The sequence below is a fragment of the Enterococcus sp. NBRC 3427 genome, from assembly GCF_007996925.1.
In the GTDB taxonomy this organism is placed as follows: Bacteria; Bacillota; Bacilli; order Lactobacillales; family Enterococcaceae; genus Enterococcus_B; species Enterococcus_B lactis.
On the sequence record NZ_BJLL01000020.1, the window covers coordinates 19,103 to 38,429 of the forward strand.

Below are 19,327 nucleotides of genomic sequence, written 5' to 3' on the forward strand. Positions count from 1 at the left end.
GAAAAGTTGAATCCTGACTTTCTAAGGGGAGATGCGCACATCTCTCCTTTTGCGTTTTTTTAAGCGCCCTGCCTTCGATGATGTGCACGAGATTAGCCTTTAGAATTCACTTAAATAAAATCTGTCCGTTACCAAAGCAGACAGTCACATTTTAAGGAGGAATTTTGGTTATGTCAGTATCATTAGAAGTAAGTAAAAGAGAAGTACGTCCCCGTTCATTAAGAAATAAACTTCGTCACGAAGGGAAAGTTCCAGCTGTTGTTTATGGGTATAAAGTAGAAAGTACCCCTATCTCATTCGATGGTTTGACACTAAGCAAATTGTTGCGTGAACATGGAGCGAACACAGTTATCACGATGGACATTGACGGACAAAAAGTCAATACATTGGTTCATAAGATCCAAACGAACACTTTTACTAATCATTTCGAACATGCAGAATTTCTATCTGTCAACATGTCGGAAGAAACAGAAGTCGAAACAGAAGTCGTTCTTGTTGGCGAATCAGTTGGTGCTAAATCGGGTGGAGTGTTAGCTCAAAACTTGTATACAGTAGTCGTATCTGCTACACCAGACAAATTGCCTGAACGAATTGAAGTCGACGTGACAAACTTGGAATTAGGCGATTCTATTACAGTAGCCGATCTTCCAAAAAACGACGATTACAAGTTCGTGACCGATAGTGAAGAACAAATTGCTGCTGTAGTCGCTCAAAGTGAAGAAGAAGAAAGCACAGGTGAAGGCGGCGAACCAGAAGTAATCGGTTCAAAAGAAGAATAATACTGAAACAAACAGGTGGTGTTAGAAGCGGCGGGTCAGCAGCTTTTAACACGCCTTTTTTATTTCTAATCGTTTATTTTCATATGGGGCTTCCACTTTTGTAAATAGCTTTGCAAACGAAAAATGCTGATTTACCAAGCTTTCCCTCGCATACTTTTATCGTACCTTTATAAAAATTTATACTTTGAAAAAAAGTATTCAATTATTGTTGCATTTTTCCTGATTCTTTATTAGAATGAACCCTCGTTAAAGTAAGTATTTCTAGTTTATCCTATGATTGATTATAAAAATAAAAACATTCGTTGATTCGAAGGAGGTTAACCAGATGTTTGAAAGTTTTGATAGCAGCCGCAACCGTTACGCTTCAGTTGGTGTAGTATCAAGTTTGCCAGATGAATTGATTGACAGTATATGGTTTATTATTGACCTAGATCTTAAGGGAGTCATTCCATTAGAAAATATATTAACCTTTGATTTGATTGAAAATCGTGGAAAAGTGACGATGCATTTTTCTCAAGCAGGAAGCAATGTGGAAATGGATATTGATTTGCCGTTTGCCTATTCGAACCAATTTCCTGCTCAAGTATACGCCTATGATGACGGTACGAGAGAAACGATCCTTTTACCAAGTGAGATCAGACAATATTAAGGTGATAGATAAACGTGGATGTCCCTTATTTTACAGACCAGGCCAAGTTGTTGATTCTTTGACTCAATTCTTGGCTTCTTTTTATGGAATTTCATCAATTATCATTGATTTCTAATTGGTATTCTCAGGATAAACGCTATATACTACTAACTAAATTTTAAAGATATAAGGAGTTTAAAAGATGCGCGATTTAACAAAAGGAAGCCCCGCTAAACTGATTTTGCTGTTCACTGTTCCTTTACTGATCGGAAACGTTTTTCAGCAGTTTTATAATATGATCGATATGATCATCGTGGGTCAGACACTAGGTAAAAATGCGCTGGCAGCGGTTGGTGCAACTGGAAGCCTGACATTTTTGATCATTGGTTTTGCCCAAGGGTTAACAGCTGGTTTAGCCATTATTACTGCACAACGTTACGGTGCAAAAGATTATCGGGGTCTGAAGAAAAGTTTTGCTGCTAGTGTTGTTATTAGTCTTGTCGTCACTGTGATTTTAACTGTCCTGAGTCTCCTGTTTATTCGTCCGATGCTTCAGTTGATGCAAACTCCTCCTGAAATAATTGATCAAGCACAAACATTTATTTCAATTATTTTGTTAGGGATCTTTGCATCCGTCAGTTTCAATTTGCTTTCTAATGTCATTCGCGCACTTGGTGACAGCCGCACACCATTATTCTTTCTGATCATTGCGGTCATCATCAATGTCGTACTTGATTTGATTTTTATTATCTATTTTGGTATGGGTGTGGAAGGTGCAGCTATTGCTACCGTAATCGCACAAGTTTCTTCTAGCGTACTGTGTCTTGTGTATATCAAGAAAAAGATGCCTTTGTTACAGTTACGCAAAAAAGATTTCAATTTTGATAAGGAAGAGTTTCGTGTACATCTAAATGCAGCTTTGCCAATGGCGTTCCAGTCTTCAATCATCGCTGTCGGTGCTATCGTATTACAAGCGGCACTAAATAGCTTAGGGACAGATGTTGTGGCTGCTCAAGCCGCTGCTGGTCGTATTGATCAATTTGCCAATCAACCGATGATGTCATTTGGTATCGCAATGGCGACTTTCACTGCACAAAACTATGGTGCAAAAGAATATGGCCGAATCTTGCAAGGTGTACGACAAACTTTATTGATGAGTGTCGGATTTAGTCTTTTAGCAGGTGCTATCGTCATTTTCTTTGGACATTTCTTTGTTCAATTGTTTGTTAGCCCATCAGAAACACGTGTATTTGAATTAGCACAAACCTACTTCAATATCAATGGGTCTCTTTACTGGATCTTAGCAGTCCTATTCATTTTACGCTACACGCTTCAAGGTCTTGGACAAAGCAAGATTCCTACGATCGCTGGTATGATGGAATTGCTTATGCGTTCTTTTGCAGCTATCGTTCTTACAGGAATGTGGGGGTATCCAGGAGCCGCAGCAGCTTCTCCTCTAGCTTGGATCGGTTCTGTTGCTGTGTTGCTTTACTCTTATATGCGTTCGATGAAACAATTGAAACACATGGGTGAAGAGGAGCATTTCACGTTAGAACATGCCGAAGCAAGGTAACCTTGATTAAAAGAAATCGGTGCGGCTAAAAATGAAAACTTTTATTGAAAATATCTTCTTCGTTTACTGAAAACAGGTTTTTTAGATAACAAAAGGCTGTGACAAAAAATGTCACAGCCTTTTTTCTTTATTCTGTTTTTCTTTCCATAGTCTCTACTTTGAAATAATCGATATGTGCATGCTGGTATTCTAATACCGTGAAACGGAATGAGCCAATCTCAATGATCGTTCCTGCGTTTATTTCTTTATATCGGCTAGAAGCAAATCCCGCAAGTGTAGTAAAATTCGTTTCTTCAAACTCTGGAATCTCTACATGAAAATAACGTTGGAAATCATCTAATGTTAGTTTGCCGGAGACGATATAAGAGCCATCTGACTGTTCCGCTATCAATGCTTCGTCCAAATCTGTCTCATCCCGGATTTCCCCGACGATTTCTTCTAAAATATCTTCAATCGTCACTAAGCCGCTTGTCCCTCCATATTCATCTTTTAAGATAGCAATATGTTTTCCTTTTTTTCGCATGATCGTCAATAATTTTTTTATAGGGATCGTTTCAGTTGTTACGATTGGCTCTTCAATCAAATGTTCTACTGTCAGTTGGTCATCTTTATAAGATTGCTTGATCAAATCTGGTAAGGTAACATAACCTAAAACATTGTCTTTGGATTCTAAAATCACCGGATAGCGAGTATGACCTTGCTCAATCGAAGCTTTTATCGCTTCTTTTACTGTTTCTGAAGCTTCGAATACTTGCATAGAGGTACGGTCTACTTGTATATCTTTTGCCAAGGTATCATCAAATTCAAACACGTTTTCCAAATAATGATATTCTTCTTTGGTTAACTCTCCTTTTTCATAAGAATTCAATGCGACTAATGTCAGCTCTTCTTGAGACAAGGTTTCTTCTCCTTCAGATACGAGGCGCACACCTAAAAGCTTTCCTAGACCCGCTGCCGAATGATTCAATACCCAAATAAAAGGAAACATTACTTTATAAAAATAATGAAGCGGTTTGACTACGAACAAGACGACCTTCTCCGTATTGACGATACTATAGCTCTTAGGAAGCAGTTCGCCAATAACCACATCGATATACGTAACTAAAATAAATCCTAGCGCCACAGAGATTGTACTGCTGATAGCCGAACTGAAAGGTAGTTTACCGATCACTGGTTCCAGTAGAGCCGCGACAGAGCCTTCACCGACCCACCCGATGATCAAACCGGTTAGCGTAATTCCTAATTGACTAGCTGATAAATAATTATCTAAATGGTGTGTAACATGAAGAGCTAGCTTGGCGTTCTTCACGTTTTCCTTTTCTAGTTGTTCCAATTTTGATCGTCTGATTTTCACTAAAGCAAATTCACTTGCTACAAAAAATGAAGTAATTGCAATCATCAAAAATAAAATAATGAAATTGATAACCATATTCTCCCGCCTTTCTCATTTTCTATTGTACCCTTTTTCTACAAAAAGATTGAAAATAATGCGTATTTATATGAGGAGTAAAAAAAGAGATGTGGCTGAAAAATGCCACATCTCCTTCTTACTCAAAAGCATTGCGTTACTTGTTGCTAAACAGCTTTTTCATGATCTCTGATAAAAAAGGTATTCAAAAGCTGAATTCAGATCAAAGCGCTACTTTCACAATCGCTCTTTCAACCATGTTTTCCGAGTATTTCCAATGATAAGCGGAATAGTTTCATGTTTTACTTCACTGTACTCTAGCCCAAACCATGTTTCTGGCGAGGTAGCGATTTTTTTGATTGCCAGTTTTGCCTGCATGATTTGACGCTGCCATTTTCCTAGAGTTGTCACATTGGAGACTACTTCATCAATCAGGACAAATTGGAAATCGCCAACTTCCCGTCCTGGTGTCAGAGAGTATCTTTGTGGCTGTTTTGGCAAACGGCCTTGTTTCATCAAATCATGGATGACTTGGCGAACATATACGTTGATTTCCTGTTGGACCCTGAAACCTAAGAACAGATTCACTTGGACAATAAAGTCGGTGCCCATCATATCTACTTGATATTCTTTCGTATATGGCTCATCCGTCACTTCCACATGAACAAACCAATAGACTCGTGCTCTTTTAGGTCGCTTATCTAAAATCGAATAGATGAACTGTCGTCCCACTTTATCTTCAGCCATATCAGGAACCAGGAAGACCACATTCGTCTGATAGATTGGTAAAGAAGTATCATCACGTAATTCTTTAAGCTGTGGGATATAATCCCTCAAAGACACATCCTCTGTTGACGATTCGCGGATGATGTTTCCTTGTTCCCAAATGAACATCACAACTAAGATGATCAAACCAATCAGAACGGCTACAAAACCGCCACGGAAGAATTTGACGACACTTGAGATAAAGAAAACGACTTCTATTGCACCAAAGAAAAAGGTAACTAAATATGCAAGCCAACGAGAATGCCCATTTTGGATAAGATAAAAGTAAAGCAGTGCCGTCGTCATCAACATGGTCACCGTGATCGACAGACCATAAGCAGCTTCCATATGATGGGAAGTTCGGAATGTGACGACCACTAGAGAACAGGCGATCCATAGAATCAGATTGACTGCTGGAATATACATTTGCCCGATACTGTTCCCAGGATACATGATCTTTAATCGAGGCAGCAGTTTCAACTTGATGGCTTCCGAAACCAGCGTAAACGAGCCTGTAATCAATGCTTGCGAAGCAATCACCGCAGCAACTGTTGCAAAAGCAACGCCAATCACGATCCAACTTTGAGGCATCATTTGGAAGAATGGATTCAAGTTCTTGATTTGCTGTGCTTCAGGGTTTTGATAAACATTCAATAACCATGCAGCCTGCCCAAAATAATTGATGACCAAACAAATTTTGACGTAAGGCCAGCTCAAACGAATATTTCGTTTGCCGACATGTCCAAGATCGGAATAAAGCGCCTCTGCACCTGTCGTAGCCAAGAAAATATTACCAAGAATGAACAAGCCTAATTTGTTATCTGCACTAAAAAGCAGCTGGATTGCGTAATAAGGGTTCAATGCACGGATAACTGTCCAATCCTGGCTAAAATTCAGCAACCCCATTACTCCTAAAAAAGTAAACCAAGCGAACATGATTGGTCCGAATGCTTTCCCGACAATATCTGTCCCAAAGCGTTGGACCATGAATAAGACAAAAATAATAACTAAAGTGATAATGACGATCACGTTCTGGTTATTACCGAACCGGTCAAAAAACTGCGGAATTCCCCGCAATCCTTCAATCGCAGTCGTTACCGTCACAGCAGGGGTCAATACCCCATCTGCTAGTAAGGCAGCTCCTCCGATCATTGCAGGAATGATCAAATATTTCCCACCTTTTCGGACAAGTGTGTAGAGTGAGAAAATCCCACCTTCCCCATGGTTATCTGCATTCAGTGCAATCACGACATATTTGATCGTTGTCAGTAGAGTCAATGTCCAAAAAATCAATGAGACTGAACCGATAACAAAATCAGGATTGATTCCTGTCAATCCGCCATTATCTTCAACAATCGATTTCATCACGTAAAGCGGACTTGTCCCGATGTCTCCGTAGACGACTCCCATCGCTACAAGCAGGCCAGCCATTGATATCTTTTTGGTATTGTGCGTTGTTGCCACGTTTTCCCCTCATTTCTTGTTATATGGATATCCTTTAGGTAAGCTTGAATGATAGACGATCTTCTTATCCATGACACCCGCTTTCCTAAATTGCTTCTAATTATCCAAGTAACACACTGAAGTGTCAACTTATTTGAATAAAATTATTCTTTCTTTGGTCGTTCCCTGATGCGTCTTGCCACAAATGAATAAAGAGCAAGGCAAAAAATTGCACCCAATAATGCTGGGATCAAATAAAAACCGCCAAGTTCCGGTCCAAGCGGTCCTAGTAAAAATTCGCCAAGCCAGCTACCTAAAAAGCCGATAATGATATTTCCAGATACACCACCTGGGACTTCCTTTCCCAAAATGGCACCAGCTATCAAACCTAACACACCGCCGATAAACAACGACCATAAAAAGTTCAGCATAGCCTTCCCCTCCTTCGTCCCTTTATCTCACTTTTATTTTACGCTTTATTTAGAAGGACTCCAAAAATATGCACCAAGAAACTTCAGTAAAAAAAGAGGTTGTGACAGAAGTGGTCAGCTTCAAGAAATTTCGGCTTATTTCCGTAGAAGCTACTTCTGGAACACCGTTTACCAAGAGGTTGTAAAAAAGCTGTTCTGCATCAAGTAATAAGAACAGCCAAGTAAAAACAGCTCCTAATGTTTTTAATTTGGCTGGACTTATTACCGCAGATGCAAGCTTTTGAACACCGTTTATTCGGAAAAAGGGACTGTGACACGTTTTTTGTCACAGTCCCTTTTTTTCGAATAATTATTGTTCTCCTGCCAACTTCTTGATCACAAGACACAATATTCATAAGAATTAAAATTATTTTGCTTCGTTTTTCGTTGAACCATCTTCATTCAACATTGCTTTTCTTGACAGATTTACGCGTCCTTGTTTATCGATTTCAGTTACTTTCACAAGAATCTCATCACCTAGTTTAACAACATCTTCGACTTTATTGACACGATCGTTTGCCAATTGAGAAATATGGACAAGTCCATCTTTTCCTTTGATCAAGTTGACGAATGCACCGAATTTTTCGATACGGACAACTTTCCCTAGATAAACTTCACCGACTTTGACTTCTTTTGTCAGATCTTCGATGATCTTGATGGCTTTTTTGATCATTTCTGCATCAGCAGAAGCAATACTTACTTTTCCATCTTGATCGATATCGATTTTTACACCCGTTTCATCGATGATTCCATTGATCGTGTCTCCGCCTTTACCGATAACATCTTTGATTTTAGCAGGTTCGATCTGGATCATTTCGATTTTTGGTGCATATTGGCTTAATTCTTCACGTGGAGCAGCAATCGTTGAAGTCAATTCTTCTAAGATTTCCATACGTGCTTGTTTTGCTTGAGTCAATGCTTCAGTTAGGATTTGTTCTGTGATTCCTTGGATCTTGATATCCATCTGCAAAGCAGTGATACCATCTTTTGTACCGGCAACCTTAAAGTCCATATCGCCAAGATGATCTTCCAGCCCTTGGATATCTGTTAAGATCGTATAGTTCTCACCATCAGAAACAAGTCCCATCGCAATACCGGCAACAGGTGCTTTGATTGGTACCCCTGCATCCATCAATGCTAACGTGCCAGCACAGATACTTGCTTGGGAAGAAGAACCATTTGATTCCAATACTTCTGCTACCAAGCGGATCGTATAAGGAAATTCTTCTTCTGAAGGGATTACTTGTGCCAATGCTCGTTCTCCTAATGCGCCATGTCCGATTTCCCGACGTCCTGGAGATCCTGCACGTCCTGTAGAACCAACAGAAAATTGAGGGAAATTGTAGTGGTGGATGAATCGTTTGCTGACTTCAACCCCTAAACCATCAATGATTTGGTGTTCTCCTAAAGGTGCGAGTGTACAAGCAGATAAAGCTTGTGTTTGTCCTCGTGTGAACAATCCTGATCCATGTACACGTGGCAACAAGCTGACTTCTGATGACAATGGACGGATTTCATCCAATTTACGCCCGTCAGGACGGATTTTATCGATGGTAATCAATTCACGTACGACATCTTTTTCCAGATCTTCCGTGATTTGTTTGACTTCTTTCAATAAGTGATCTTCATCTTCGTGACCTGCAAATTTTTCAGCGTAAGCTTCACGAATATCGAGTTTCACTTGCTCGATATTCTCTTCGCGAGCAAGTTTTTCTTCGGTCATTACTGCTGCTTTCATTGTAGCGTAAGAAGCATCAAAGATTTCTTTTTTCAATACTTCATCAACTTGCAGTAAAGTGACTTCCATTTTTTCTTTTCCTACTGCTTGAACGATTTCTTCTTGGAAAGCAACTAATTCTTTGATAGCGTCAAAACCAAACAGCAATGCACCAAGCATGTCTTCTTCTGAAACTTCTTTCGCGCCACTTTCAACCATGTTGATCGCTTTTTTCGTACCAGCAACAGTCAATTCGATATCTGTTTGTTCTGCTTGCTCTACCGTTGGATTCAAGACATACTCACCATTTACACGACCAACTTCTACACCTGCGATTGGACCATCAAATGGAATATCTGAGATCGATAGTGCTAAAGAAGAACCTAACATCGCTGCCATAGCTGGTGAACAGTCAGTTTCTACACTCATCACGATGTTCGTTACTTGGACTTCATTACGGAAGCCTTCCGCAAACATCGGGCGAATCGGACGGTCGATCAAACGGGCAGTCAATGTTGCTTCTGTACTTGGACGACCTTCTCGTTTGATGAAACCTCCAGGGATTTTCCCTGCTGCATACATTTTTTCTTCATAATTGATCGTTAATGGGAAAAAGTCTGTATCTTTTGCTTCTTTAGAGGCCACAGCTGCACTTAAGACCACTGTATCTCCATAACGGACTAAAACAGCTCCGTTTGCTTGTTTTGCTAGCTGACCGACTTCGATTTGTAAGGGACGGCCGCCCCATGTCGTTTTGAATACTTGTTTTTCTGACATAACTTCTCCTTTTCCTTCTCGTGAAAGCAAGACGCTACTAAACAAATGAAAACTGCTGAAAGCCGTTTTTTGAGCAGCTTTCATTTGGTTAGTAGGAGTCCATCTAGCTTGATCACGGAATTTTGCTTAATTGATATACGAGTAAAAAAAGTGAGATTCATGTGAATCCCACTCTTTTTGACTAAAATTAACGACGCAAGCCTAAACGTTTGATCAATTCGCGGTAACGTTGAACGTCAGTTTTACGTAAGTAAGCTAACAAGTTACGACGGTGACCAACTTTTTTCATTAGGCCGCGGTATGAATGATGGTCTTTTTTGTGCACGCGTGCATGTTCATTCAAGTGGTTGATTTCTTCAGTTAATACAGCGATTTGTACTTCTGGAGAACCAGTATCCCCTTCATGGCGAGCATATTCGTTGATGATTTCATTCTTGCGTTCTTTTGAAATTGCCATTTCTTTCACCTCTTTCGATTATTCCCCTGCGACTGAGTAAAACGTTGGTGATTCGCTTAACCAAGTGGCAGGCCGTGCGCCTAGAGCACACAGCTATACTTTACCTGAAACCGGGCTGGAAATCAAGTGGTTAATCATTAAGAAAAAGTAGTTTTCAAACAATCTTACTACTACTTTTCCATTTTTGTGGTAAACTATAATGCGAAAATAGACTTGAATATAGTCTTTTAAGAAAGGGGTACATATTCCATGATTACAATGGATGATATCATTCGTGAAGGAAATCCGACCTTACGCGAAGTGGCAGAAGAAGTTTCTCTTCCATTAAGCGAAGAAGATATCTCTTTAGGAAAAGAGATGCTTGAGTTCTTAAAAAACAGCCAAGATCCAATCAAAGCTGAAGAATTGCATTTACGAGGCGGTGTTGGCTTAGCTGCGCCTCAATTAGATATTTCTAAAAGAATCATTGCTGTTCACGTACCAAGTGCAGACCCAGAGGTAGATGAACCTTCTCTAAGTACTGTTATGTATAATCCTAAAATTTTGAGCCATTCTGTTCAAGATGCTTGTTTAGGGGAAGGCGAAGGCTGTTTATCTGTTGACCGAGAAGTACCAGGATATGTCGTTCGCCATGCCAAAATCACTGTGTCTTATTATGATATGAATGGTGAAAAACACAAGATTCGTTTGAAGAATTATGAATCGATCGTCGTTCAACATGAAATCGACCATATCAACGGTGTGATGTTCTATGACCACATCAACGATCAAAATCCATTTGCATTAAAAGAAGGCGTATTGGTGATCGAGTAGAGACTTGGATTGATCCTTCGATTCTATGGCATAAGAAAGCTTTATAAAAGGGAAGTGACAGAAACTCGTCACTTCCTTTTTTATGTTTCGTCACTGACTGAAATCAAAACTACTAAAATCAATATTCAGCATACGGCTGTGTCTTGGATAGAGATAAATTTTTATTGGGGATTATATGTTTTTTATCTCCTGAAAGATAGCTTTTATGTTTCGTTGCGCCTTCTTGGAGTTGGTTTAACCTCTGTTTTCTTGGATTTAGTGTTGCTATGCCCGTTGTTTGGGAGCGATTGTCTAGCACCTGTCCTGAGTTACTGTCTTGCCGATTTTCCCATGACTTTATTAACTGTCCCACTCGCTTCTTCCCTTGATTTTTATCTGTCTCTTGCTTCAATCCCTCTCTATTTTCCCAAGAATCTACTTTTACCAACGTTTTTTCTGTTCGTGTATTCATACTCACGTTTTGTTTTGTTGGACTATTTTGTTGCCGATTGTTTAATTGATCATCCGCTTTATGTTGTACATTAGCTGCTGTTATGAAATCTGACAGCGGCTTTTGGTGATGGCGAGAAGCTAAATCAGTTAGTTGCGCTGACTTGTCTGGAAGTAATCCTTTTGGCTGAGCCAACTGTCCCACTGGTCTTAGGTCCATGCCAAAGTCTTTGACACACGTTTTCCATAATTCAGGGTTCCTAATCCATGGTACTATCATTCTTTCTGCTCCATCGTAAAAAACTACTCTGTTTTTAAGTTCTGGTGAATGATAAATGTAGCGGATAACTGAGGCAATTGAATCTTTGTCTGTTCCATCAATAATCTTTGATTCATTATGAGGATCGTCATAAATACACACGACGATTTCCATTTGAGGGTGTTTCTTCGCTACCTCTAGCATAATCATTTCGAAACAAGCTTCCAAATCTGCTCCTCTTGCCAGATTCTCTGGTTGGAATGCCCGTATGGATTGCATGACCTGATGAACATCATCCCACAAAATAAAATTTTTTCTTTTAGGCTCTATAAATACTGGATAATGTTTAAACAATAGTTCTTTTACTTCAATTGTTTTATTTTTCATAAAATCAGCTTCAAACACCAAGTCTGTAGAATAGGCATAAGGGGTACTAGGATTATTGTTTTCGTATTGATTTCTAAGTTCTTTTTCCCATGTCGGATTTGAATAAACAGCACTCTCCATTTCTTCTTTATATCCAAATAGCATATATGTCTTCTTATTGTTTTTATTTTCCATTGCTGCACCTCTTCTTAATTTTAGTTATTACAAAGTGTAACTTACTTTTATCTAAATAAAAGAAACTACTTTTTCTTGAAAATAAAAAAACTGGCGTTTAAATTTCGCCAGTTTCTCTTACTCATATCATATAGATATTCATTTCTACCTTATCTTCTTATCTCAGGGATGTTTAGACAGGTTCTTAGATAAAGAACATGAGCTACGATGTCATCCTTCGTACAAGATACCTGCTTCAGCTAGTTTTTGCTTGATTGTTTTCAGCATATGCTTTTCTGGGTAGCGGATCGTATGCAGATGAATTCCTCCTGTGAGTTCGGATAATAAAGAAGCATTGCTTTTTTGATAACGTCTCATAAATGAATCGATGTCTTGTGGCGTTTTAATGTGCAACGTGCCTGTTAATTCACCGTAAAGCGGATGCTCTACGATCACATCAATGATTTCACCGCCATTTTCAACGATGAGTCTCAACTCTTCTTCTGTCTGATCTTTTCCATGCTGGACAGCGATTTTACTGATATGTCCAGTATTGGTTTCTTCTGTTTCAAGGATATAACCTCTTGCTGTTGCCACGATGCTTTTACCTGCCGCTCGTAGTAAAGCAATATCACCGACAATAATCTGACGGCTGACTCCAAAAGTTTTCGCAAACTTGCTAGCACTCACTGGTTTTTCTGTATTTGCCAAGGTTTGCATGATTTGTTTTCGCCGTGCCTCTCCTTCGATCACACTGATTCCTCCTTCATTTTGTTTTGGTATTCGCGCGAGTGTTTCATCAAATCAACATATGTGTCTGTTATTGTTTCTTTGTATCCCTTATTTTTCAGCAGTTTAGCAACTTTATCCAATACTTGCTGCTCTCTTTTTTCATCATAAACTGCCTGGTTTCCTTCTTTTTTTACTTGTCCTATTTTAGTTACTGTATCCATTCTTTTTTCTAATAAAGCAACTAATTCTCGATCGATCGTATCGATCTTTTGACGTAATGTTTCAAGAGACTCTTCTAACGGTTCTTCCTCTACTGTCTTGATGATACGAGCAGGATTTCCTGCAATCACTACATTGTCGGGGAAAGATTTGGTCACAACCGAACCTGCGCCGACCACTACATTGTTTCCTAGCGTGACACCCGGCGTGACGATAACGCCTCCGCCTAACCAAACATTATCACCGATTTTTATGGGTTTTGCGTACTCCAAACCACTGTTACGTTTCACTGGATGTAATGGATGTGTTGCCGTATACAGCTGGACATTGGGAGCGAACATGCAGTTATCACCGATTTCGATTGTGCTGACATCTAAAAATGTACAGTTGAAATTTGCATAAAAATTCTCACCGACAAATATATTATATCCGTAATCAAAATTGATAACTGGCTCCATATAGATTTTTTTTCCTGTACGACCAAATGTCTCTTTCAACAATTGGGATCGCAGTTCCGCTGATTCGGCTTGGTTGATGATTTGGCTTTGACTTCTTGCAAACATACGGTCGGCAACCAACTCAGGATCATTGGCAAAATAAAGCTCGCCTGCAATCATTTTTTCTTTTTCTGTTTTGAATTCAGTCATAGTCTACTCCTAATTCTTGTATTTTTTTGAAAACAACCGCTCCGTCTTCCTGAATAAACGTATAAGGTTCCGCTAAATAAACAGGCGTTTGATTGATTACTAAAATTTTGGCTGACGGTTGGCGAAATTGTACCAGATCACAAAATGGATGAACTTGAAAACTCGTTCCAACAATGACGACCAGCTCTGCTTGGCTGACGGCGTAAGCCGCCTGCTCAATGACTTCATCTTGGAATCCTTCACCATATAACACGATGTTTGGGCGTATTTGTCCGCCGCATGCTTGATGTTTGTCGCTGTGAAGATATTCTTTCCAGTCTACTGTTTGCTTACATTTTCGACAATGACATTGATACAAACTTCCATGAAAATTGACGAGTTGCGGGCTTTTAGCTTTTGCGTGCAACCCATCGATATTTTGCGAAACGACCCAGACATTTTTTTCTTTCGCTAGACGTGCCATTTCTAAATGAATAATATTGGGTTTTGCTTCAGGATGATAAATCTTTTTGACAAATTGATAGAATTTATCTGGTTCATTCACCATTGCTTGATGACTCAGCAAGTATTCCGGCTGTTCCATTCCGTGGTAGATTCCTGTCAGTGATCGATAATCTGGCACTCCAGAAGGTGTGGATACCCCAGCACCGGTCAAAAACGTGATTTTCTGATGAGTCAATATCTCTTTTGCTGCTTCGTCTACTGTTCCTTGTTTCATGTTTTGTCACCTCACTTTCCATTATAGCCCATACTCAAACAAATTTATTGTTGAAAAGTGTGAAAAATAGGAATAAAAAAGTGTGAGGGACATTTGAACAATTTATCACAATCCTCACTGACAAAAGAATGAAAACGTGTTACAATACTGCTGTATAAAAGTGAGGTGAATCGATATGTTACCATTCTTTATTTACTGGGGCGTTATTCTGGCTTGCATCGCCTGGTTAGCGTTAAGTGTTTATTTCTCTGTTTTTTACCTTGTACGCAAAGAAAACGGAAATCTTTGGGCTTTTGCTTTATTCAACGTGATTGCCGCAATTGTTTTAGCCATTACATTAGCCGTTTATCGAACATGGGGCTGGGGAATCACTCAATACTCAAGTTTGATTTATCTAATATTAGCCATTTACGGTGTCGTTGTTCTTTTGCAAGCGATCCTAGGACGCGAGCCAAAGAAAGCGGCTGCTTAAATAATCGAGGTGGAACTGGATGCAGGAAATTTTCTGTTTCAGTTCTTTTTTTATTGTGTTACATACATTTTTGTGTATAATTATACTATCGTTTGTAATGGATAGATGATTCACATTTTGATTGTTTTTTCGGTAAAAGTAAAGATTTCTATGTTTATCAGTATTTTTTCAAAAAACAGCAGTTATAGATTGACAAAGCCTCTCGAGTATCGTAAACTTTTTTTGTATAAATAACTGAATACGAGATGCCTCAATCAATGAGGTAGAGGTCGCGAGAATCATTAACCCTGTGGAGTGAAGCAAACATGGAGAAGCAGGAATAGGGAGGATCGCCGAAATGTACACTTTTTTGCTTGAAGTGTATGTTGGGACGCAAGTTAAGAGCTTGCGGACTGTCTTAGCAGTGATGCTAAGTTGCGCTATGTTTTGTGAGAGGTTTATCACCTTATGGAATTTTAGCGGCCTTTTTATATCTATAAATCGGTCGCTTTTTATTTTTTCAGATAAAGCTTTACCGCATTTCATCTAGACCGCTCGTGTATCATATAATCAGAAAGGGAGAAAAAAATGAAAAAAAATATGGTTTCAGTTGCCGTACTATTTGCTTTTGTCTTCTCACTATTCAGTGTGGGATCTCTGGCAAATGCAGATGAAAAAACACCGAGCGATGAGTTTCGCGTAGGTATGGAGGCTGGGTATGCACCCTTCAACTGGTCTCAACAAACAGATGAGAATAACGCCTTGCCAATCCAAGGCCAAAATAGTTACGCCGGCGGTTATGATGTTCAAATCGCTAAAAAAGTAGCAGATGGTTTAGGGAAAAAATTAGTCATCGTCCAAACAAAATGGGATGGTCTGGCTCCTGCCCTTCAATCAGGCAAGATCGATGCGATCATCGCCGGAATGAGCCCTACTGCTGAACGACGAAAAGAAATTGATTTTACCGACCCTTATTATGAATCACAATTAGTAGTCGTGGTTCAAAAAGATAGCAAATACGCAAAGGCAAAAAGTTTAGCAGATCTTTCTGGAGCAAAGATCACTGCTCAATTAAATACATTCCATTATACGGTGATCGATCAGATACCGGATGTTCAGAAACAACAAGCAATGGATAATTTCTCAGCCATGAGAACAGCGTTAGCTTCTGGAATGATCGATGGTTATGTCAGCGAACGTCCGGAAGGTGTAACGGCAACTAGTGTGAACAAAGACCTGGAAATGCTCGAATTCAGCGGTGCAGATGGCTTCCAGACCAACCCGGAAGATGTTCAGATTTCTGTTGGTATGCGTAAAGGCGACCCGGATATCCAAAAAGTAAACCAGATTCTTTCTGGCATCTCTAACGATGAACGAACAAAAATCATGGACCAAGCAGTCAAAGATCAGCCTGCTGCAACTGATAGCGAAGAAAAACCCGGCATCATTTCTGACTTCACTACGATTTGGAAACAATACGGCAATATGTTCTTACGAGGTGCTGGACTTACCTTGTTCATCGCATTGATCGGGACAGTTGTCGGTACCACACTTGGATTACTGATTGGAGTCTTCCGTTCGGTACCTGAATCAGGAAATGCACTGACTCGCTTCTTCCAAAAAATCGGAAATGCACTTCTTTCTATCTATGTCGAAATATTCCGCGGAACACCGATGATGGTACAAGCAATGGTCATCTTCTACGGTCTGGCACTCGCTTTTGGTATTTCGTTGAATCGAACGATTGCCGCTTTGTTTATCGTCTCTCTCAATACTGGAGCTTACATGACAGAGATCGTCCGTGGGGGAATTTTTGCAGTAGATGAAGGACAGTTCGAAGCTGCGCAAGCCATTGGTATGACCCATGGCCAAACGATGAGAAAAGTTGTTATTCCACAAGTTTTACGGAATATCTTGCCGGCAACGGGGAATGAATTTGTTATCAATATCAAAGATACAGCCGTTTTAAGTGTAATCGGCGTAGCTGACTTGTTCTTCCAAGGGAACTCTGCTTCCGGTGCGAATTTCCAATTCTTCCAAACATTTACAATCGTCGGGATCATCTACTTAGTCATGACCTTTACGATCACCAGAATCCTGCGTGCGGTAGAAAAGAAAATCGATGGACCTTCTGCTTACACAAAGCTTGAAGAAATCGACAATTCAAATTTGCAGGAATAAGGAGGAAGAATCATGAGTGAAAAAATTATTGAAATCAACCATCTAAGAAAAAGCTTCGGTGAAAATGAAGTATTGAAAGATATCAGCGTGACAGTCAACAAAGGTGAAGTTGTGACGATCATCGGTTCTTCTGGTTCTGGTAAATCTACTTTCTTGCGCTGTATCAATTTACTAGAAAAACCGACAGGCGGCGAGATCATTTATAATGGAGAAAATGTATTAGCTCCTAAATATAATTTACCTAAATATCGAACGAATCTAGGTATGGTTTTCCAATCCTTCAATCTCTTCAATAATATGAACGTCTTGGAAAACTGTATGTCTGGACAAACAACTGTCCTGAAACGAGATAAAGAAACTGCCAAAAAAGTAGCAATCGAAAATCTGGAAAAAGTTGGTATGGATCGTTATGTCGAAGCTAAACCAGCACAATTGTCTGGCGGGCAGAAGCAGCGTGTCGCAATTGCTCGGGCATTATCGATGAATCCAGATGTATTGTTATTCGATGAACCTACCTCGGCGTTAGACCCTGAAATGGTTGGCGAAGTGCTTAATACGATCAAAGACTTAGCACATACTGGCTTGACGATGCTTATCGTGACGCATGAGATGGAATTTGCAAAAGATGTATCTGACCGTGTCATTTTTATGGATAAAGGTGTGATTGCAGAAGAAGGTACACCAGAAGATATCTTTGTCCATCCGAAAGAAGAACGTACAAAAGAGTTTCTTTCACGTATTTTAAATGCTTAGGATCAATCGCTGATTGGGACAGAGAGCTGCGGTATTTACCGCAGTTCTTTTTTTGCGCCTACTCATAAAAGGTAAATTTCTGAAAATTATGGAATCTTAGTTGCGTTTTTCAGAAAACTCTCTTAATATGGAAGTAATTAAACTTTTTTAGTTAGGATGATTTAAAAATGAATGAAGAGCAAGAACTGCAGCGTGGACTGAAAAATAGACATGTCCAACTGATTTCTATTGGCGGAGCGATTGGAACGGGGCTGTTTTTAGGTTCCGGAAAGTCTATCCAGCTAGCTGGCCCTTCGATATTGCTCGCCTATCTCATCACTGGATGCATCTGTTTTTTCATTATGCGTGCGTTAGGCGAACTTCTGTTATCAAATACTAATAACCATTCTTTTCTGGATTTTGTTGCAGAATATCTTGGCAAAAAAGCGGCTTTCATCACTGGTTGGACGTATTGGTTCTGCTGGGTATCGATTGCAATGGCAGATTTAACAGCCATTGGGATGTATGTACGCTACTGGGCACCTGGTGTTCCTCAGTGGCTTCCTGAACTGATTGCATTAGGTCTTCTTCTTTGCTTGAATATGGTGGCTGTCTCGTTGTTTGGTGAGTTAGAGTTTTGGTTTGCCTTGATCAAGGTTGTAGCGATCATTGCCTTTATCCTCGTAGGTGCTTATATGATCCTCACCCACTATACGACAGATATCGGCACAGCCAGCATCACGAATCTATGGTCTCATGGCGGATTCTTTCCGACTGGTGCCAAAGGATTCATCTTGGCTTTCCAAATGGTGACCTTTGCTTTTGCTGGGATTGAATTAGTTGGATTAGTCGCTGGGGAAACAGAAAATCCTGAAAAAGTATTGCCGGAAGCTATCAATAATATTCCTATCAGGATCATCTTATTTTACTTAGGTTCTCTTTTTGTCATTATGGCCATCTATCCATGGAATAGCTTGAATCCAGATAATAGTCCATTTGTAGAGGTATTTTCGGAAATTGGGATCACAATTGCTGCATCCTTGATCAATCTAGTCGTATTAAGTGCAGCAGCTTCTGCCTGCAACAGCGCAATATACAGTACAGGACGTATGCTTCGTTCTTTAGCACAAGAAGGAAGTGCTCCTAAAAAATTCAAAAAGTTAACAACACATCATGTTCCAGGGAATGCTTTGACATTTTCTACGATCGTCATTTTCATTTCGGTTATCTTGAATTACGTGATGCCTAGTGAAGTATTCACACTCGTAAGCAGTATTGCCACTACTTGTTTCTTGTTTATTTGGAGTATGCTTGTCTACACGCATATGAAATATCGTAAAAGTATCGTCGGCAAAAAAGCTCATTCATTTAAAATGCCGCTATACCCATTGAGTAATTATTTGGTCTTTCTTTATATGGCCTTTGTGTGTGTCGTCTTGTTCCTAGGAAAAGATACGAGAATCGCTTTATTACTGACACCTGTGTGGTTCTTGCTTCTATTACTGATCTATCATATGAAATATGAACGTAAGAAGTAAGAAAGAGGTTGTGACAGAAGTGTTCAGCTTCAAGAAATTTCGGCTTGTTTC

General features: G+C 39.6%; 17 protein-coding genes and 1 riboswitch. Of the genes, 8 read left to right on the top strand and 9 right to left on the bottom strand.

The window, feature by feature from the left end; all coding sequences use genetic code 11:
- The first annotated feature begins 170 nt into the window (after window positions 1–170).
- The 3 genes from ESP02_RS06395 to ESP02_RS06405 all read left to right on the top strand — a co-directional run bounded on the left by ESP02_RS06395 (window position 171) and on the right by ESP02_RS06405 (window position 2,980).
- The gene (locus tag ESP02_RS06395; protein ID WP_002374201.1) at window positions 171–779 is read left to right on the top strand and encodes a 50S ribosomal protein L25/general stress protein Ctc; all 609 of its coding nucleotides are present in this window, start codon (window positions 171–173) and stop codon (window positions 777–779) included.
- 325 nt (window positions 780–1,104) lie between these two features.
- The gene (locus ESP02_RS06400) at window positions 1,105–1,428 is read left to right on the top strand and encodes a DUF960 domain-containing protein (protein WP_002289744.1); all 324 of its coding nucleotides are present in this window, start codon (window positions 1,105–1,107) and stop codon (window positions 1,426–1,428) included.
- Between the two features lie 181 nt (window positions 1,429–1,609).
- Window positions 1,610–2,980: an MATE family efflux transporter gene (locus ESP02_RS06405; RefSeq protein ID WP_002374199.1), complete on the top strand. Its 1,371-nt coding sequence runs from the start codon at window positions 1,610–1,612 to the stop codon at window positions 2,978–2,980.
- Window positions 2,981–3,107: 127 nt separating this feature from the next.
- Here ESP02_RS06405 and ESP02_RS06410 read toward each other — a convergent pair whose 3' ends face one another.
- The 5 genes from ESP02_RS06410 to rpsO all read right to left on the bottom strand — a co-directional run bounded on the left by ESP02_RS06410 (window position 3,108) and on the right by rpsO (window position 10,017).
- The gene (locus tag ESP02_RS06410) at window positions 3,108–4,409 is read right to left on the bottom strand and encodes a hemolysin family protein (protein ID WP_038398355.1); all 1,302 of its coding nucleotides are present in this window, start codon (window positions 4,407–4,409) and stop codon (window positions 3,108–3,110) included.
- Window positions 4,410–4,625: 216 nt separating this feature from the next.
- Entirely contained in the window at window positions 4,626–6,617 is a 1,992-nt protein-coding gene (locus tag ESP02_RS06415; protein WP_038398354.1) for a KUP/HAK/KT family potassium transporter, read from the bottom strand.
- Between the two features lie 143 nt (window positions 6,618–6,760).
- Window positions 6,761–7,027: a GlsB/YeaQ/YmgE family stress response membrane protein gene (locus ESP02_RS06420; protein WP_002293441.1), complete on the bottom strand. Its 267-nt coding sequence runs from the start codon at window positions 7,025–7,027 to the stop codon at window positions 6,761–6,763.
- Between the two features lie 406 nt (window positions 7,028–7,433).
- On the bottom strand, window positions 7,434–9,560 hold the full coding sequence (gene pnp, locus ESP02_RS06430) for a polyribonucleotide nucleotidyltransferase (RefSeq protein ID WP_025478412.1): 2,127 nt from the start codon (window positions 9,558–9,560) through the stop codon (window positions 7,434–7,436).
- Between the two features lie 187 nt (window positions 9,561–9,747).
- Entirely contained in the window at window positions 9,748–10,017 is a 270-nt protein-coding gene (rpsO, locus tag ESP02_RS06435) for a 30S ribosomal protein S15 (protein ID WP_002289282.1), read from the bottom strand.
- Between the two features lie 249 nt (window positions 10,018–10,266).
- On the opposite strand from rpsO, the gene def reads away from it, so the two are divergent.
- Window positions 10,267–10,830 (top strand): peptide deformylase, encoded by a 564-nt coding sequence (def, locus tag ESP02_RS06440; protein ID WP_002293455.1) that lies wholly within the window; start codon window positions 10,267–10,269, stop codon window positions 10,828–10,830.
- Window positions 10,831–10,948: 118 nt separating this feature from the next.
- Here the strand turns inward: def and ESP02_RS06445 are convergent, their stop codons facing one another.
- The 4 genes from ESP02_RS06445 to ESP02_RS06460 all read right to left on the bottom strand — a co-directional run bounded on the left by ESP02_RS06445 (window position 10,949) and on the right by ESP02_RS06460 (window position 14,374).
- Window positions 10,949–12,079: a hypothetical protein gene (locus ESP02_RS06445; protein ID WP_002373384.1), complete on the bottom strand. Its 1,131-nt coding sequence runs from the start codon at window positions 12,077–12,079 to the stop codon at window positions 10,949–10,951.
- Between the two features lie 210 nt (window positions 12,080–12,289).
- Window positions 12,290–12,811 carry a transcription repressor NadR gene (locus ESP02_RS06450; RefSeq protein WP_002341084.1) on the bottom strand — a complete coding sequence of 174 codons (522 nt, stop codon included), beginning with the start codon at window positions 12,809–12,811 and terminating at the stop codon, window positions 12,290–12,292.
- A complete protein-coding gene (locus ESP02_RS06455) occupies window positions 12,808–13,656 on the bottom strand; it encodes a chorismate mutase (protein ID WP_002373386.1) in 849 nt (282 codons plus the stop codon). The genes ESP02_RS06450 and ESP02_RS06455 overlap by 4 nt, the downstream gene beginning before the upstream one ends.
- Window positions 13,649–14,374 (bottom strand): NAD-dependent protein deacylase, encoded by a 726-nt coding sequence (locus ESP02_RS06460; RefSeq protein WP_002315553.1) that lies wholly within the window; start codon window positions 14,372–14,374, stop codon window positions 13,649–13,651. The genes ESP02_RS06455 and ESP02_RS06460 overlap by 8 nt, the downstream gene beginning before the upstream one ends.
- 175 nt (window positions 14,375–14,549) lie before the next feature.
- Here ESP02_RS06460 and ESP02_RS06465 point away from each other — a divergent pair, with 175 nt between their 5' ends.
- From ESP02_RS06465 to ESP02_RS06485, 4 genes are all read left to right on the top strand, one after another.
- Complete coding sequence (locus tag ESP02_RS06465; RefSeq protein WP_002293448.1) at window positions 14,550–14,846, top strand: hypothetical protein; 297 nt, start codon at window positions 14,550–14,552, stop codon at window positions 14,844–14,846.
- A 255-nt stretch (window positions 14,847–15,101) separates the two neighbouring features.
- A riboswitch (Lysine riboswitch) is annotated at window positions 15,102–15,276 on the top strand.
- A gap of 137 nt (window positions 15,277–15,413) precedes the next feature.
- Window positions 15,414–17,006 (top strand): ABC transporter permease subunit, encoded by a 1,593-nt coding sequence (locus ESP02_RS06475; protein ID WP_002373390.1) that lies wholly within the window; start codon window positions 15,414–15,416, stop codon window positions 17,004–17,006.
- 12 nt (window positions 17,007–17,018) lie between these two features.
- On the top strand, window positions 17,019–17,759 hold the full coding sequence (locus ESP02_RS06480; RefSeq protein WP_002293446.1) for an amino acid ABC transporter ATP-binding protein: 741 nt from the start codon (window positions 17,019–17,021) through the stop codon (window positions 17,757–17,759).
- A 167-nt stretch (window positions 17,760–17,926) separates the two neighbouring features.
- The gene (locus ESP02_RS06485) at window positions 17,927–19,276 is read left to right on the top strand and encodes an amino acid permease (protein ID WP_002373392.1); all 1,350 of its coding nucleotides are present in this window, start codon (window positions 17,927–17,929) and stop codon (window positions 19,274–19,276) included.
- Window positions 19,277–19,327 lie beyond the last annotated feature (51 nt).

Coding starts and splice junctions, on each gene's coding strand:
- ESP02_RS06460 (WP_002315553.1), bottom strand. CDS start 14,374: ATGAAACAAGGAACAGTAGACGAAGCAGCAAAAGAGATATTGACTCAT.
- ESP02_RS06465 (WP_002293448.1), top strand. CDS start 14,550: ATGTTACCATTCTTTATTTACTGGGGCGTTATTCTGGCTTGCATCGCC.
- ESP02_RS06445 (WP_002373384.1), bottom strand. CDS start 12,079: ATGGAAAATAAAAACAATAAGAAGACATATATGCTATTTGGATATAAA.
- pnp (WP_025478412.1), bottom strand. CDS start 9,560: ATGTCAGAAAAACAAGTATTCAAAACGACATGGGGCGGCCGTCCCTTA.
- ESP02_RS06480 (WP_002293446.1), top strand. CDS start 17,019: ATGAGTGAAAAAATTATTGAAATCAACCATCTAAGAAAAAGCTTCGGT.
- ESP02_RS06455 (WP_002373386.1), bottom strand. CDS start 13,656: ATGACTGAATTCAAAACAGAAAAAGAAAAAATGATTGCAGGCGAGCTT.
- rpsO (WP_002289282.1), bottom strand. CDS start 10,017: ATGGCAATTTCAAAAGAACGCAAGAATGAAATCATCAACGAATATGCT.
- ESP02_RS06395 (WP_002374201.1), top strand. CDS start 171: ATGTCAGTATCATTAGAAGTAAGTAAAAGAGAAGTACGTCCCCGTTCA.
- ESP02_RS06475 (WP_002373390.1), top strand. CDS start 15,414: ATGAAAAAAAATATGGTTTCAGTTGCCGTACTATTTGCTTTTGTCTTC.
- ESP02_RS06405 (WP_002374199.1), top strand. CDS start 1,610: ATGCGCGATTTAACAAAAGGAAGCCCCGCTAAACTGATTTTGCTGTTC.
- ESP02_RS06420 (WP_002293441.1), bottom strand. CDS start 7,027: ATGCTGAACTTTTTATGGTCGTTGTTTATCGGCGGTGTGTTAGGTTTG.
- ESP02_RS06410 (WP_038398355.1), bottom strand. CDS start 4,409: ATGGTTATCAATTTCATTATTTTATTTTTGATGATTGCAATTACTTCA.
- ESP02_RS06485 (WP_002373392.1), top strand. CDS start 17,927: ATGAATGAAGAGCAAGAACTGCAGCGTGGACTGAAAAATAGACATGTC.
- ESP02_RS06400 (WP_002289744.1), top strand. CDS start 1,105: ATGTTTGAAAGTTTTGATAGCAGCCGCAACCGTTACGCTTCAGTTGGT.
- def (WP_002293455.1), top strand. CDS start 10,267: ATGATTACAATGGATGATATCATTCGTGAAGGAAATCCGACCTTACGC.